The organism is Xenorhabdus khoisanae (assembly GCF_001037465.1).
Lineage (GTDB): Bacteria > Pseudomonadota > Gammaproteobacteria > Enterobacterales > Enterobacteriaceae > Xenorhabdus > Xenorhabdus khoisanae.
The window spans coordinates 68469-81973 of record NZ_LFCV01000013.1 but is presented as its reverse complement, the minus strand read 5'-3'; the positions used below and the strand labels follow the sequence as shown (position 1 = coordinate 81973).

Here is a 13505-nt window from a genome sequence, read left to right as displayed (position 1 = left end):
GACCTTGCGTCCTTGGGGAACGGCGTTCAGGGCTTTCTGGCGGGCTTCCGTTAAACCAAGGTTTTATACTGACCTGTTCGCCTTCATCTTTTATGCTAATTCACAGCCATATTTCGAAAAAACAGGAAAAATCAGATTGTTTTTTGTTCTTTTATCCTGCATTAATGATTAATAAATAACCTCAATGCCACATTATATGAATAAACGGCAACAAGAACAAAATACAACCTATTTTGCATGGCAAATGCGTGAATTGGATAATGGGAAAAGGTTGGGTAGATAAGAGCAAAAAAGCCAACGGATAAGGTTGGCTTTCGTGCTGTTGTCCCTTTTGAAACAGGACTCGCTTAACGCTACCAAGGATAGTTTAACGTGGCCGCACATTCTTCAGTTAACAGCAAACCAAGCAAAAGTTAACAGAAAGAAACCAAACCATTTTATCCTTTTTTTAAAAAAAATCAATTAATCATCCGTAAGTATCACTTTATTATTAATTAAATAGAGATAAGATGAAAAATAAAAAACACAAAATGAAGCGATTTATTTTTTAATAAAAATATCGCACCTTAAATTTTAATTTAAAAACCAACAAATAACCGCAACCTGCTAAAAAATAGCAGTTTTCAATTTAAATCCTAAAGAAAAGTTTTGTTATCCTGCCGAAACAATGTTTCCAATAAGGGAGAGTGCTAAGTGCAACCAGAAACAGAAGTACTGGCACTTGCTATTGCCTTTTCTGTGTTCAGTGGCATTGGCGTATATCTGCAAGGAATTCGTGAAAAACGGATTTCTGGTGATGTTATGGATTTGCTGACTGAACTCATCATGTCAGTAAGTGCGGGACTCGTCGCTTATTTTCTCGCGCAGCATCAACAATGGGATGAACCGCTAATGTTCATCGCCGTCATCGGTGCCAGCAATAACGGACAAGAGCTGCTTACTGGCATAAAGAATAAATTAGTTCAACTATTTGATTATAAGTTTGGGAGTAAAAAATAATGTTATCACCGTCTGTGATTGCAACGGTTTCACTGGCTGTCGCAGTAATTGACCGAATTTTCTTTCAACGCAAACAAGTCATTATCCTCAATATTGGTGATTCAACTGATCGTGGTCGTGCAATGGCGTTCCCCGTGATGTTTAAGAACAAAGTTCACCCTTTAAAAGGGGCACTGATTGAGTATTGGCTTCGAGACACCAATAACCCCACAACCGTGATAAATGGCAAAGCACGTACCTTAGACATCTCCAAAAAAGGCGTGAACGAAGAATACCTGCTGATTGATAAGAAATACCTTACATCTGGCGCTTGGGAACTACACGTTCGCGTAACACATGGTAACTGCCGCTGGAATCCGTTATACCGGCTTTTCCCCGTGCAAAGTCATCGACAGAAATCTTACTCAATTCAAGTAGGGGATAAGTAATGGCGCTAAATTTAATGTCCCAGAACGGGAAACAATATACCGTTCTCAATTATGATCAGCTTAATGAGAAAGGTCTAAAAAAGCTGACTACCGCTCTTGCCAGTGCCGATTGTAAAATCGTCAAACTGGTGCCCGCAGAAACCGCCAGAAAGAAAGACGGCATTCCGACTAAGACGTTTTCACTTCACACCGAAGACGGCCAAGAAATGGCAATCCAGGTCAATAATACGGGTGACATTTTAGCCTTGAAGTTAAATGGGAAAATTATTCCTTTCACATCCCCCAGCAACATTCCCGATCTGACACGACAGATAGCCACTGCATTCAAAGCCGCCGCACCAGCATTCGCCAGTTCGTTAGCCAAAAAACTGGCAAATGCAAACAGAGACGAAGCCAAAAAAAGCAAAGCTCCGGCCGTAAAATCCAATGCACAACGCTTGCAGGAGGCGAAAGAAAAGGCCAGTGTTTTTGAAGCCGACATCGCAAAGTTAAATAGCACCTTTTCTCAACGTCAAGACACTCTCTCAAAAGTGCAGTTTGAATTAGAAAATGTACGTACCGCTCTTAATTCAGAGCAGGCAACAACCCGAAAACTGAAAGAAGAAATAGCCTGCTTGGAGGAAACATTGTGACCGCTGACTACTCTGTAAAAAATGCGATTCGTGTAATCGATAAAATTGACTTTATGCTCAGTACGCCAACAGATAGCCAGTTCAATGAGCTTTTCAACGGCATGGGAGCTGATTTAATGCTGGAAAGCGTTTCGCTGGATGAAATAGAGCACGGCTACTTAGGTCATGAATGCGTATCGAGTGACACCGCGATGTTCGAGAGCATTACGACAACCCGAATGCGATTATCACAAACCATGAGAGCCTTTATCCGCAAGTTGAATCAAGGTTTATCAGGAACAGGGATTTTAGCCGGTACAAACGATACAGGAAACACGGATAACGGAATGCCGTCTATTGGTGGTGCGGAAATTGGCCGTGTTCGGAGAGTCGGTAATATTCCGGTTATGGTTGCCAAGATCCCCCTGTCAGACGGGCAAAGCGTTTCTGTCATTTTCCACAGCCCAACCAGCGGAAACGGGCGAATTCAGAATGATGATGTACTCACTGCGTTTCGGTTTTTGCTGAACAAACGTGATGTTTCTCATGTCGTCGCCCCAATTAACGGGCGCGATATTTCACTGCCCCAAGTGTGCCAGTCTCTGTCAAACCTGATCGAACGCAACTCAAGTAAGTTTCAACGACAGGCTGCAAATGCAGCAAAGATAAAAGCAGACATTGATGCAGAACTTGAGCGAGCTGATGCGCTGGAGAAGCAAAAAGTGGAGTTGATTGAAAAGGGTGATCAGCTACAACAGGGAATGGATACAAAAAAAGATGAATTTTCTAGGCTACAGAATCGATTAAAAAAACAGGTTGTGATAAACGATCAGTTACGCCGTTTGTTGGCGCAGTTGAAAAACCAACAGGAAAATAAACCAACACCAGCGGATACAGGCACTACCGGAACCTCTGTCAATGATACCGGCAACACCGAGGATGAGCCTAGCGAAGTAGATAAGGCCGCTTCAGAAGCCATCACATTTCTGAAATCAGTGCCGAGTCTTGAGAGTAACAATATTCAAGAACTGGCTGAAATTAGGACTAAAACCCGCGCGGCCATTTCAGCGCTCAATGCCGCCACTGTCTACGAAGAGAATTCCGAGCTTGTCACTGATGCAGTTAACCATCTGTCAGGGCTGCTGGCGACAGTAGCCAAATCCGCTATGGCAGGGGGACAATAATTATGAAATTGTCCCCGCTTGAGATTTTAGACCTTCAGGATCAGTTATCGGACTTGTTAGGCAAACTGGCCGCCGCTGATCCGTTAACCCAGCTTGATATCCAAGATGAGATCACCGCCATCATGGAGAAGTTGGGTTATGGCCTGTCGCCAGTATCTACGGAACAAACCGACGAGACGACAACCGATCCAGAACCAGCAACAACGGACATTCCCCAGATCGTGGCCGACTATCTGGCCGGAAAATTCGTAACACAAAATACCGATGAATTTATCACTATCCTGGAAAGCCTTGAGCCCTACGTGACGACATTTATCACGATGCCCCAAGTTTGCGACGGCGCGAATAGCTGGTGGGAAAAAACAGGCAAGCAGTTAGCTGCCTAAAACAACATGAGAAACAGCCACCAGCCCCGGATCATTTGAGGAATCAATGTCTATTACACCAACGACGGCCACAGTTCAGCAAAATGAAGCACCGGTTACACATGCCGTCAGTCATTCAGAACACGGCCGTGTGTCATACGTGAACACCGTCAAAGGAGATAAGGTCAAAACCGCATTTGATGTCATGGAAGCCTCAGACCTTATCCTCTCGAATCATCTGGACGGGCGGATCAACGAAGCCTACCCACAGGAACTGCAACCCCGGGATCGCACACGTTTATCCAGTAAATTACAGGTGAACACCATTGCAAAAAGTTTACAGCCAGAGCAACTTGCCGACTCAGACTTATCAAGTGATGGTGCGCCAATTATTGGTAACGATAATATCGTTGAATCCGGGAATGGCCGCAGCATGGGGATCGTCAAGGCTTATGCCAGTGGAAACGCGGACGATTACAAAGATTACCTGATAGAGAATGCCAATACATATGGGTTAAGCAGGGCCCTGATTGCAGAAATGGAACGTCCCGTACTGGTGCGTGTTCGTCTTGATGATGTTGATCGTGCCAAGTTCGCTAGAGACAGCAATTGGCCGACATGAAAAAAAGGGCATTAAATGCCCTTTCACTTAAAAATGATGAGAAAAGCCACCCAAAGATAACTTGCGTTCTGAATTTTATAACATTGTTAACTGTGGTGGAAGATATGACGAAGGAAAATATAGGGAAAGAATACGAACCTAAATGGATTGCAGAAGGGTATAAGTATCTTGGCGTACATGAAATTAAAGGTGAACAACATCATCCCAGTATCTTGCAGTGGTGGAAAGATATCAAGCGTGGCGGTATCCGTGATGATGAAACGCCGTGGTGTGCTGCATATGTTGGTGCCATGTTTGAGCGTGTTGGTATCCGTTCAAGCCGATTTGAATCAGCTAGGTCTTATCTTGAATGGGGGATGCCGTTAAAAGAGCCTTATTATGGCTGTGTGGCCGTTTTTACACGATCAGGTGGGGGTCACGTTGGTTTTGTCGTTGGCGTGGCTGAGAATGGCGATTTGATGGTTTTAGGGGGCAATCAGTCTGATGAAGTCAATATCCGATCATTTCCACGATCCAGAGTGTCTGGTTATCGTTGGCCGCTAAATGAGCCAGTCAATTGTAGATCCCTTTCTTTGATGGTGGGCTGTCAATCAGAGAGTGAAGTGTAAGTAATATCATATTCGATACACTAGCAAGATATGTTTTTTAGTTAATAATAAAAAATTATTAATTAAATAGATAGATAGATAGTGTGGGGTTGGTGGGTGACTGATTTCAGTTATCCACAAATCCACAGGGTAGATCCAATAACAAGATCCTTAACTACCAAAAGTACCTTTAAAAGATCCCGTGCATCTACAGCCCTTTTATAATCAGGCTTACGAGTGAATCGGGTGTATTCTAATTGGGTTCTGGTGTATTCTAATTGGGTTTTTGGTGTATTCTAATTGGGTTTTTGGTGTATTCTAATTGGGTGTCTGGGTGTATTCTAATTGGGTTTGAAATAACAAAATGTGGACTAAATTGTGAATAACAGTAACGAAGATAATCAATTCTTACCGTCAACTGAATTTTTGAATGCTGAAATGCCAATTTTGTCATGTAATACAACGACAAGCGTGCAACCAAATGTGTTGCTCAGAACAGGTGTTTTTACTCCTATTGGCAGAAGAAGTTCGACAAAATATGTGGAAATGGATCTTTCTGAAGATCTCAGGAGCTTAGAGCTTTGTCAGAAAGAAGGCTATGATCGCGTAAGTGTCCGTGGTGACAAGCTAAACGTAGAAACTGACTTTAAAGTGTGGTGTGGAATTGTTTTAGCATTTAGCACTTATGGCGCAAGATCGAATAAAATTACTCTAAAGTTCAGTGAGTTTGCTAAATTTTGTGCATATCCAAGCCGCAGATTTGATAAAAATCTCAGACGACAGATTGGTGAGTCATTAGGTCGTATACAGTCTCAAAGCCTCTCATTTCTTCGAAAGAATACTACTAAAGGAGTTCATACAGGACTGCTTTTAAGAGCCGAATATGACGAATTTGAAGACGTAGTGGCTTTAATGGCTGATGAAAACTTGTGGGATCTGTATCGTCTAGATTATCAGGTTCTTGTTAGTCTTAAGGTGTTGGAAAAGTTACCTAGAGCTGAAGTGGCTCAATGTCTCTACCTGTATTTTGTTGCTCTACCTGAGCGACCAATTCCTATATCTTTTGAGAGACTCAGAGAACGTTTGCAATTAAATACCTCTGTAAAAGAAGCTAACCGAAAAATTAAGACTGGAATTCAAAAGCTTGAATCAATTGGTTTTTTGTCAGGTAATTTTGTTAGAAAAGATAATGAAACCTATTATATCGTAGATAACAGAAATAAAAAGCTGATCTCTGTAAAACCAGAACCATGATGGTGGTGTATTCAAAAAGGGTAAAACGGCTTGGTGGGAATTTTGGGTGTATCCTAATTAGGTTACTGTATTTTTTTCGGTTGCTTTTTAAGCTGATTTGGTTTTAGTTACTTAACTAGAGTGTGCTATGTGACCAGTGTCTTATTATTAAACCCAATTAGAATACACCACCTAACCCTGACTCTTTATGCTAAACCCAATTAGAATACACCACCTAACCTGACTCTTTATGTAAACCCAATTAGAGTACACTTTCACTGCCTTAGCGAGTCAAGCCAGCAACCAGTGTATTCTAATTGGGTAGTGGGTAACTGTTCGCATTTAAAAATAGGCGCAATGATATGCGCCTATTTGTATGGAGATAGTGATTATCGTAACCGCTCACTGGCTAAACTATACACATCACTACGTTCACGTTTTCCGACAGCAATCACTGCAATTATCAACTGTCCGTTTATGACTTGATAAACCAAGCGAAAGCCAGATGCTCGGAGTTTGATCTTATAACAATCTGGCATACCTCGTAGTTCAGAGGGTGGAATGCGTGGATTTTCGCAGCATTTTTTCAGTTTTTTAGCGAACTGTTTCTGAATAGTCTGATCTAGCTTGTTCCACTCTTTTAGCGCATCTTCCCTGAATTTTATCTTATAAATCACAGATATTTGTCCAAATCAACATCGATTAACGGCTGGTTTTCACGTTCTTTCACTAATCTGGTAAGCTCTTGATCATCAATTGCATCAAGCATCATTTCGTAGAGTTCAGCGGGGACGCAATAAAATGCAGGCTGGTTTCTGTTCAGAATAGCTACAGGATAACCCGCTCCAGCATTTACTGTCGCCATTGGGTTTTTCTTTAATTCGCTAATACTTGCACTGGTATCACTTAAAATTAAGTTTGCCATAAAATCCTCACAATAAGACCTGTTAACAAGTTTCTTTTCTGTATTTTTTGTGCTCTGGCACTTACTTTTATTTCGATCTCTATTAATAACAAACAATGATTCGATTGATCTTGTTGTTGTTCCAGATAGATGATTTGCACTGATGCTACTAATTAATTCGCACGACCAAATGCAATTAAAATCCTCTGGGGCTGTATATTCACTCACAAACACGATACACCTATTAGATAACTTACGAACCCATTCCCAAAATTCAACTGAGTCAAATGAATCTTGGTATCCTGTGGTATTCGCGTATGGAGGATCACAATAAACAACAGCCCCATCGGGTATATCTAATTCCCTGTAATCGCAACACTGTAATATTACACCATCTAATTTAGTCAACTGTCGCTGAACGTTGTTGATAGCCTCTGATTGATAATCACGAATACCTGTTTTAGTCTGTGTTACTCCAGCATACCCATCAAACCATTTCCCCGCGTAACTACAATTAAAACCAACCCAACCAGTTAAGTGAGGGATTTCAGTTTTATTGTTTTTTACTTCATAATATTGTTCTCTCGATATTGATGTTGGTGGTTTCCATCCAGATAACAAAGCCATCCACATTCCAATCAAATACTCGTGGCTATCAGCAGCAATAACTGTACCCGTGTGAAAATTGTTTATGTGACTAACCATATTCATCCCACCTGCAAAAGGTTCAACATAAACAACATCTGTCGTTAAATGATCTAGGATGAATGGCGCAATATATTTTGCTATGCGCGATTTACTACCCATGTATTTCAATGCGTTGGATTCCATTTGAGTTTCATATATTCGTGATCGTTTAAAATTGCCAGAACTCAAATTGGGTACACAATGAATGAATCTGACTCCGACGTTTGCTTTCTTTCATGTGAACTCCTTACAAATTTTGTAGTTCACAGAAATTCGTCCAGATCAACATCAGTTAATGGTTGATTTTTGCCATCCTATCACCCGAATACAGGATAGAGTGAAGTGCCTCACGTTCTGCAACTTCACGTAGGTATTGTTGGATGATTTCACGGATCAGGTTTATTTCTTCACGAAATGCAACACCGAATTGAGCAGAGAAAAGTTTAATGGTTTCTCTGTCCTGTCTCTTATAGTATAAAATACGTCCGTTACCCTTTGCAGGAGGATTGATGAAAGTACAAGTTATCACGGGAAAGCATCCCGATTTTATCAGCAAGGCACAACGCATCGTTGATATTTATAATCAGGATGGTGACGGTTTTGGTGATGAACGCTTAGAGATATCTTACCCTGAAACGTTGCATTTGATTTATGTAGAGAATGTTGAAGGTGGGGTGATCACCGATGCCTGGCGTGACGAAAATGGACATATACTCTTCCACTCTATTATGTTTGCAGCTTTCCCAAAGCCGGATCGCCGAAAAGGGTTTCTGCGAGCCTGTATTGAAGACTCTGATTTTCCTATTGAAACAGTGCAGATCAATAGTATGCAAACTTATCCCATTTGGAAGAAATTAGGCTTTGACAAAGTGGGGTTACTTGGTATGACTTTAATGTTGAGATGCCGGGATTTTGACGGTGTGACATGGGGACAGGTATTTAGTGAAAATCCATGATGTTACCTGTAGCGACCTGCATTCCATTTCAGCCAACCCGTATTATTAGGTCATCATGTTGATGATCCGTAATATAACTGTTTTCAACAAGGAAGTTTTTTTTAAAAAAAGGATAAAGAAAGTAACCAACAATGCGACACCTATGGCAATTGAAAATGTGAACACAAATCCAGTCTGTGTAATATATCGTTCGACTATCAGGTAGAAGGCTAATGCACCAGCCCCGTTTATCGCATTTCCACGTATAACGGTCAACGTGTCAGTACGTCCATGATGAATGTGAGTAAAACGTGATAGAGCTTTTGTAGGTGATGACCTCTTATCACCTCCTGATCAGGCTTATTTAGATTTGAATTAAAAAACACCACCAGATTTTGTATAAATCTGGTGGTGTTTCGTGGAGAGTAAAATAACCCTGTTTCTAAATTTGTGCAATTTCCTGTTTAGATTATGTTTAACTAATCAACTAAAACAGGTGGCAAAATGGATAAAAAACAATTACCTGATAGTCATAATATATTTTTATAAATAACTCGATTTATTCTAATTTATTCTATATTGAAAAATGAATTGACAAATAAGAAAAGCAGAAGTAAACATGATTACAATATAATATTTAATCTATTATATATGGAAAAAAGAATGATATAAAAATGAATATCATTATCATATCTTAAGGAATTGAGTTTTTTCTTATCTGAATAAAATAATTTTTAAGGAATTGATATATGAACAAAAAAGAAATTTTAACTAGAATATCACTAGCATCGACGATATTTATGATATCTATCTCTTATGCACACAGTTCATCAAAAGTATTATTATCTCAGAATAATGAACTGCTTTTAGTTAATGAAAACAATAAAATTGGTAATAAAAACAAATACAATAAGATAAATAAGGATAATAAAACTAATAAGGATAATAAAACTAATGAGAGTAATGGAGCTGACGGAGTAGATGGAGTAGATGGAGGGCTATGGGGAAAAGGAGGTAAAGGTGGAAAAGGAGGTAAAGGTATCGGTGGGGGGAATGGTGGCGATGGTGGAAATGCAGGTGGTATTGGTAGTAAAGCCGGAAATGGAGGGAAAGGGGGAGATGCAATATAACTCAATAAATATATGGAGTATTAATTATGATAAGCAAAAAATTTAGAACGATTTTTATTATCGCAATGTTTTCACTTTTTGTTCCAGGAAGCAATTCAATGGCAGCCTCGGTGATAGGAAAAGATGGAGGCTGGTTTGGAGATGGCGGAAATGGAACCAATGGAGATAGAGGAGGAAATGGAGGGGCAATAGTAGGTGATGGAGGGAAAGGGGGAGATGGCCAAGCTGGAAAAAATGGCGGGGATGGAAAAAAGGGCGGGGATGGAGGAAAGGGCGGTATAGTCGGAGGAAAGGGTGGTGATGGTGGAAGAGGAGGGGACGCTGGTACTGGAAAAAAAGGAGGTAATGGAGGGAAAGGGGGGGATGGAGGTTCCATTGGCGGGCGTGCAGGTAACGGTGGTGATGGTGGAAGAGGTAGAGATGATTAAAATGGAGGAAATGATAACTATAGTAAATTACGGAAGGAATGAGCATTAGAATAGTTTTTTGTAGTGAAAAAGGGTTTATTTATAATACCATATTAATTAATTTAAAATAATGAGGTTTTTCCTATGAAAAGTAAAAAATTAATATCAGCTTTATTAGTTGCAATACTTTCGCTTTCTGTTTCTGTTGCTAGTTTTGCTGGAGGCAAAGGTGGTAATGGCGGAAGTTCAGGTGGTATTGGCAGCTCTGCTGGCAGTGGTGGAGACGGAGGCAAAGGTAAAGGTGGTGGTGCAGGTGGTAATGGCGGAAATGCAGGTGGTATTGGCAGCTCTGCTGGTCATGGTGGAAACGGAGGCAAAGGTAAAGGTGGTGGTGCAGGTGGTGATGGTGGAAATGCAGGAGGTATTGGCAGCTCTGCTGGTCGTGGTGGAAAAGGAGGCGATGATAAATAATAAGGGTTGGACTAGCGGGAACATTCGTGCAGAAACTTGCGGTTTCATCTTGTTGTTGGCGTCACATGACACAATATAACAACGTGTGAAAGTTTGTTGGACTACTATACTACTGTATTGTTTTTATCATCAAAACTTTCATAGTGAAAAGCAATCGAGAACATAATTTCGAGAATGAGTTCTGATAATTGTAATTCATGAATAAAGCATAGTGAAAAGCATCACTCATGATTCTCATAACTCTCCGTTTTTGCAAAAAAATACGCAGCATAGAGGAATTAAAATTTCAAACCGCAAGTTTTTGCACGAATGTTCCCGTTAGTCCATAAATCTAAATTTAAATAATAAGATATTAACTTAACACATAAAGAAAACTTGTAATGAGGTCATAACGACATAAAAAATCTATTTAAGATCCTTTTTACTAATTTTTAATCATCACTCTCGAAAAGCAAAGACCATTTTTGCAAAGATGGTTTTTACCTATTCTAGGAATTACCTACTTGGCCCATAACTACTCCTTCCATTCCAATATTGATTGGGCTGTAATTTTCAATTCATTCAAATCGATAAGTCTATAAACGTGACCTAATCGCATGGCAACATTGGGGCTACCCTGCAACATCAACCAACCCATTGCGCCAGCGCAGAAAGACTCTTTGCCGGAAGCGTGATAAACATGTTCTTCGTCATAGTAACCCCCCGTGGAGAATGTCGTTTTATGACACTGAAACACGCTCTGATCGTCTTTTAACAACCCCTTCTTGATGGACTCTAATCTTCCCTTGTGCAACGCAATACCCTGTTCTTTGAGAAAAGGGCAGTTGACGCAAGGTCGTTTAACGGCAAAAAGTTTTTTTAGATTCATCTTATACCAATGGTCGTGCTACAAAATCGTAAATAAGGTCAAATCCCCCAAAACAAGAGATTAAGCGCATCTTTGATATCTGATGACCATTGGCCCACATCAGTGATTTTTTCTCCAATTACGCTTTCTGAAACACTTGAAAGTTCTGTTGTTAAAAGTCGGTAATTTTCATCGCTGATTTGTATGATGGGAAATAGATGCCAGCTTACCTTGTTTGAAAAATGATGCGCTTTAACCAAAGGAATAACCATACGCCTTCCTGGTGTTTCAATGATGTCGCTTTGTACATCAACCAACATGCTATATTGGCTTCCGCTCCGTTTGTATTGATAAACAACAAATTGCATTTACCAGTTCCTGTTTTCATCAGCAAATGAGCCATATTGTTCAATAAATTGAGCAACTTCTTCCATCCCTTTGCGATTGTCGGCTTTCCAGCTTTCAGCTTTGATTCGTTGGGCTTCTCTGGTCATGACGTCATTAACCAAACCTGAAATATTTACACCGGCGGAACTCAGAATCAGATAATTTTCTTTATCAACTGTTACGTTAACTCTGTGTTTCATAATAACCTCAAATACACACTTTAAGTATACATTAAAAGTGTGTATTTGATGAAGGCAAAAGTCAACCTGATTTTTATCAGATTTCAGATTGTAGTCGTTCTATCTCATTCGCCTGGGGACATAGCGTCTCATCACGAAGTTGCTTTACGGCCAAAATGAATGCTCATGATATTGCGCACGGTATTCAATGGATCGAATCCGCTTTCTTTTGCCGCAGCAAAACGCAATTCTGCCTCTTGTCTTGCTTGTCCAGCTTCTCTATCAATCCGATCCCGATAGGATGCACTCGCACCCTGATTTTTGCGGGTGGATTGTGATGAGGTGCGAGCGCATAAAAATGTTTGACGCTTAACGAGGTTATTGAGCTTTTCTCTCAATGAACGACGTTCAGCGTGTTTCATATTCTCGCTTTCTGCATAATCAAGCGCTTTGGTTTTTGCCCGTTCAGCAAGGGCTGTTGTGCTTGTTTTTACACTGACAGAAAATGGTTCCGGTTTCGCCGGAATACTCTTTTTCTTTTCTTCTTGGTCTATGGGCTTTACTTCTCTTTGCCGCTCATTTTGATCGGGGGCACCCTGTTCATTTTGATCGGGGGGGATCTGTTGCATTTGTGATTTAAACTTGCCCTGAAATATCTGTCTAACACAATTGATAATTTTACGAATATCCTTACGTACATACCCTTTTATGGCCTGTATGCAGTCCAGCGCAACGGTTAGAAATGAATCAGTGAATTTGTATTCTGTGGCTTGTTGACCAACATGGGGATCAAACACATAGGTTTTCGTCAATATGCCGGCGGATACCGCTTTATTTAGATTGCGACGCACTGTAGCAATGGAAGTCCCACATTCTAGGCTGAGGTTGCGTTTTGTTTTGTAGATTTTGTACTCGGATGTAGATGAAGCCACTCCAGAGACGACAGATAAGATTTGTTTGGCTGGACGGGAAAGAACATCAATAGGTAATTGGTTGATAATAAAACTCAGGCCATAGCCTGAAATTTGTCCGTTTTTCTTGATGTATGGATTGCGTGAGTTTATAATATCCCGTGAAATTTGCATGTTTTGTTTCCAATCTAAATTGTTATTGCTTCCTTGTTTGCCGACAAGAAAGTGCCACCGATAGGTGAAAAGAAGAGCGTCAGCAATGAACTGGCGCTTTTTTTTTGCCTATACATTTTTAACTGGATTTTAATACAGTGTTGTGATAGTCGAGCCTGTGTAGCAAGGGCGATCCTACACGCGATCTGATTCTCAGATCAATACGATAAATAAATTATTATTTAGATTTTTATGTTATGTGTTATATAACATATTGTTTTTAAATATTAATGTTTAGTTAAAAACTAATTTTCATTTAGAATTTTATTTTAACCCTATTATTTAACGTCAATGGCTTGTTGACATGATCCGTTGGAAAGGGGTATTTTAAAACGGCAGTAGTAAATCCTACTGTCGGGATTGGAACCCCGATAACCATTACAGCGACACAGACGCGCTTGCGTC

At 40.3% G+C, this 13505-nt stretch carries 18 protein-coding genes and 2 pseudogenes; 12 read left to right on the top strand and 8 right to left on the bottom strand.

Features of this window, described 5'->3' with window-relative positions; genetic code table 11:
• The first annotated feature begins 693 nt into the window (after positions 1-693).
• The 8 genes and pseudogenes from AB204_RS02585 (at position 694) to AB204_RS02550 (ending at position 6050) form a co-directional block, all read left to right on the top strand.
• Positions 694-999, top strand: a complete 306-nt coding sequence (locus AB204_RS02585; RefSeq protein ID WP_047961799.1) for a hypothetical protein — start codon at positions 694-696, stop codon at positions 997-999.
• Positions 999-1427, top strand: a complete 429-nt coding sequence (locus AB204_RS02580; RefSeq protein ID WP_047961798.1) for a hypothetical protein — start codon at positions 999-1001, stop codon at positions 1425-1427. Before AB204_RS02585 ends, AB204_RS02580 begins: the two co-directional genes overlap by 1 nt.
• Entirely contained in the window at positions 1427-2059 is a 633-nt protein-coding gene (locus AB204_RS02575; RefSeq protein WP_053067823.1) for a defense against restriction DarA-related protein, read from the top strand. Before AB204_RS02580 ends, AB204_RS02575 begins: the two co-directional genes overlap by 1 nt.
• Positions 2056-3222, top strand: a complete 1167-nt coding sequence (gene darA, locus AB204_RS02570) for an antirestriction phage head protein DarA (RefSeq protein ID WP_053067822.1) — start codon at positions 2056-2058, stop codon at positions 3220-3222. Before AB204_RS02575 ends, darA begins: the two co-directional genes overlap by 4 nt.
• A gap of 2 nt (positions 3223-3224) precedes the next feature.
• Positions 3225-3608 carry a hypothetical protein gene (locus AB204_RS02565; protein WP_047961797.1) on the top strand — a complete coding sequence of 128 codons (384 nt, stop codon included), beginning with the start codon at positions 3225-3227 and terminating at the stop codon, positions 3606-3608.
• 130 nt (positions 3609-3738) lie between these two features.
• Positions 3739-4197, top strand: a pseudogene (locus AB204_RS02560) (hypothetical protein); the annotation flags it as partial.
• 116 nt (positions 4198-4313) lie between these two features.
• Positions 4314-4817 (top strand): TIGR02594 family protein, encoded by a 504-nt coding sequence (locus AB204_RS02555; protein ID WP_047961822.1) that lies wholly within the window; start codon positions 4314-4316, stop codon positions 4815-4817.
• Between the two features lie 357 nt (positions 4818-5174).
• Positions 5175-6050: a RepB family plasmid replication initiator protein gene (locus tag AB204_RS02550; protein ID WP_200898191.1), complete on the top strand. Its 876-nt coding sequence runs from the start codon at positions 5175-5177 to the stop codon at positions 6048-6050.
• Positions 6051-6418: 368 nt separating this feature from the next.
• Here the strand turns inward: AB204_RS02550 and AB204_RS02545 are convergent, their stop codons facing one another.
• The 4 genes and pseudogenes from AB204_RS02545 to AB204_RS02530 form a co-directional block, all read right to left on the bottom strand.
• Positions 6419-6706: a type II toxin-antitoxin system RelE family toxin gene (locus AB204_RS02545; RefSeq protein WP_047961795.1), complete on the bottom strand. Its 288-nt coding sequence runs from the start codon at positions 6704-6706 to the stop codon at positions 6419-6421.
• Complete coding sequence (locus tag AB204_RS23355) at positions 6703-6954, bottom strand: type II toxin-antitoxin system Phd/YefM family antitoxin (RefSeq protein WP_047961820.1); 252 nt, start codon at positions 6952-6954, stop codon at positions 6703-6705. Before AB204_RS23355 ends, AB204_RS02545 begins: the two co-directional genes overlap by 4 nt.
• 276 nt (positions 6955-7230) lie before the next feature.
• Positions 7231-7740: pseudogene (locus tag AB204_RS23350) on the bottom strand (DNA adenine methylase); the annotation flags it as partial.
• 172 nt (positions 7741-7912) lie between these two features.
• Complete coding sequence (locus AB204_RS02530; protein ID WP_047961794.1) at positions 7913-8149, bottom strand: hypothetical protein; 237 nt, start codon at positions 8147-8149, stop codon at positions 7913-7915.
• On the opposite strand from AB204_RS02530, the gene AB204_RS02525 reads away from it, so the two are divergent.
• From AB204_RS02525 to AB204_RS22670, 4 genes are all read left to right on the top strand, one after another.
• Positions 8130-8576 carry a hypothetical protein gene (locus tag AB204_RS02525; protein ID WP_047961793.1) on the top strand — a complete coding sequence of 149 codons (447 nt, stop codon included), beginning with the start codon at positions 8130-8132 and terminating at the stop codon, positions 8574-8576. The two genes, AB204_RS02530 and AB204_RS02525, sit on opposite strands and share 20 nt — an antisense overlap.
• Positions 8577-9304: 728 nt before the next feature.
• Positions 9305-9685: a hypothetical protein gene (locus AB204_RS02520; protein ID WP_047961792.1), complete on the top strand. Its 381-nt coding sequence runs from the start codon at positions 9305-9307 to the stop codon at positions 9683-9685.
• Between the two features lie 98 nt (positions 9686-9783).
• On the top strand, positions 9784-10113 hold the full coding sequence (locus AB204_RS02515) for a hypothetical protein (protein ID WP_152671485.1): 330 nt from the start codon (positions 9784-9786) through the stop codon (positions 10111-10113).
• A 123-nt stretch (positions 10114-10236) separates the two neighbouring features.
• Positions 10237-10563 (top strand): hypothetical protein, encoded by a 327-nt coding sequence (locus AB204_RS22670; RefSeq protein ID WP_053067821.1) that lies wholly within the window; start codon positions 10237-10239, stop codon positions 10561-10563.
• 514 nt (positions 10564-11077) lie between these two features.
• Here AB204_RS22670 and AB204_RS02505 read toward each other — a convergent pair.
• The 4 genes from AB204_RS02505 to AB204_RS02490 all read right to left on the bottom strand — a co-directional run bounded on the left by AB204_RS02505 (position 11078) and on the right by AB204_RS02490 (position 13061).
• The gene (locus AB204_RS02505) at positions 11078-11431 is read right to left on the bottom strand and encodes a hypothetical protein (protein WP_047961790.1); all 354 of its coding nucleotides are present in this window, start codon (positions 11429-11431) and stop codon (positions 11078-11080) included.
• Between the two features lie 38 nt (positions 11432-11469).
• On the bottom strand, positions 11470-11778 hold the full coding sequence (gene ccdB / locus AB204_RS02500) for a type II toxin-antitoxin system toxin CcdB (protein WP_047961789.1): 309 nt from the start codon (positions 11776-11778) through the stop codon (positions 11470-11472).
• Entirely contained in the window at positions 11779-11997 is a 219-nt protein-coding gene (gene ccdA / locus AB204_RS02495; protein ID WP_047961788.1) for a type II toxin-antitoxin system antitoxin CcdA, read from the bottom strand. It abuts the gene before it with no gap.
• Positions 11998-12128: 131 nt separating this feature from the next.
• A complete protein-coding gene (locus tag AB204_RS02490; RefSeq protein WP_047961787.1) occupies positions 12129-13061 on the bottom strand; it encodes a hypothetical protein in 933 nt (310 codons plus the stop codon).
• Positions 13062-13505: the final 444 nt, after the last annotated feature.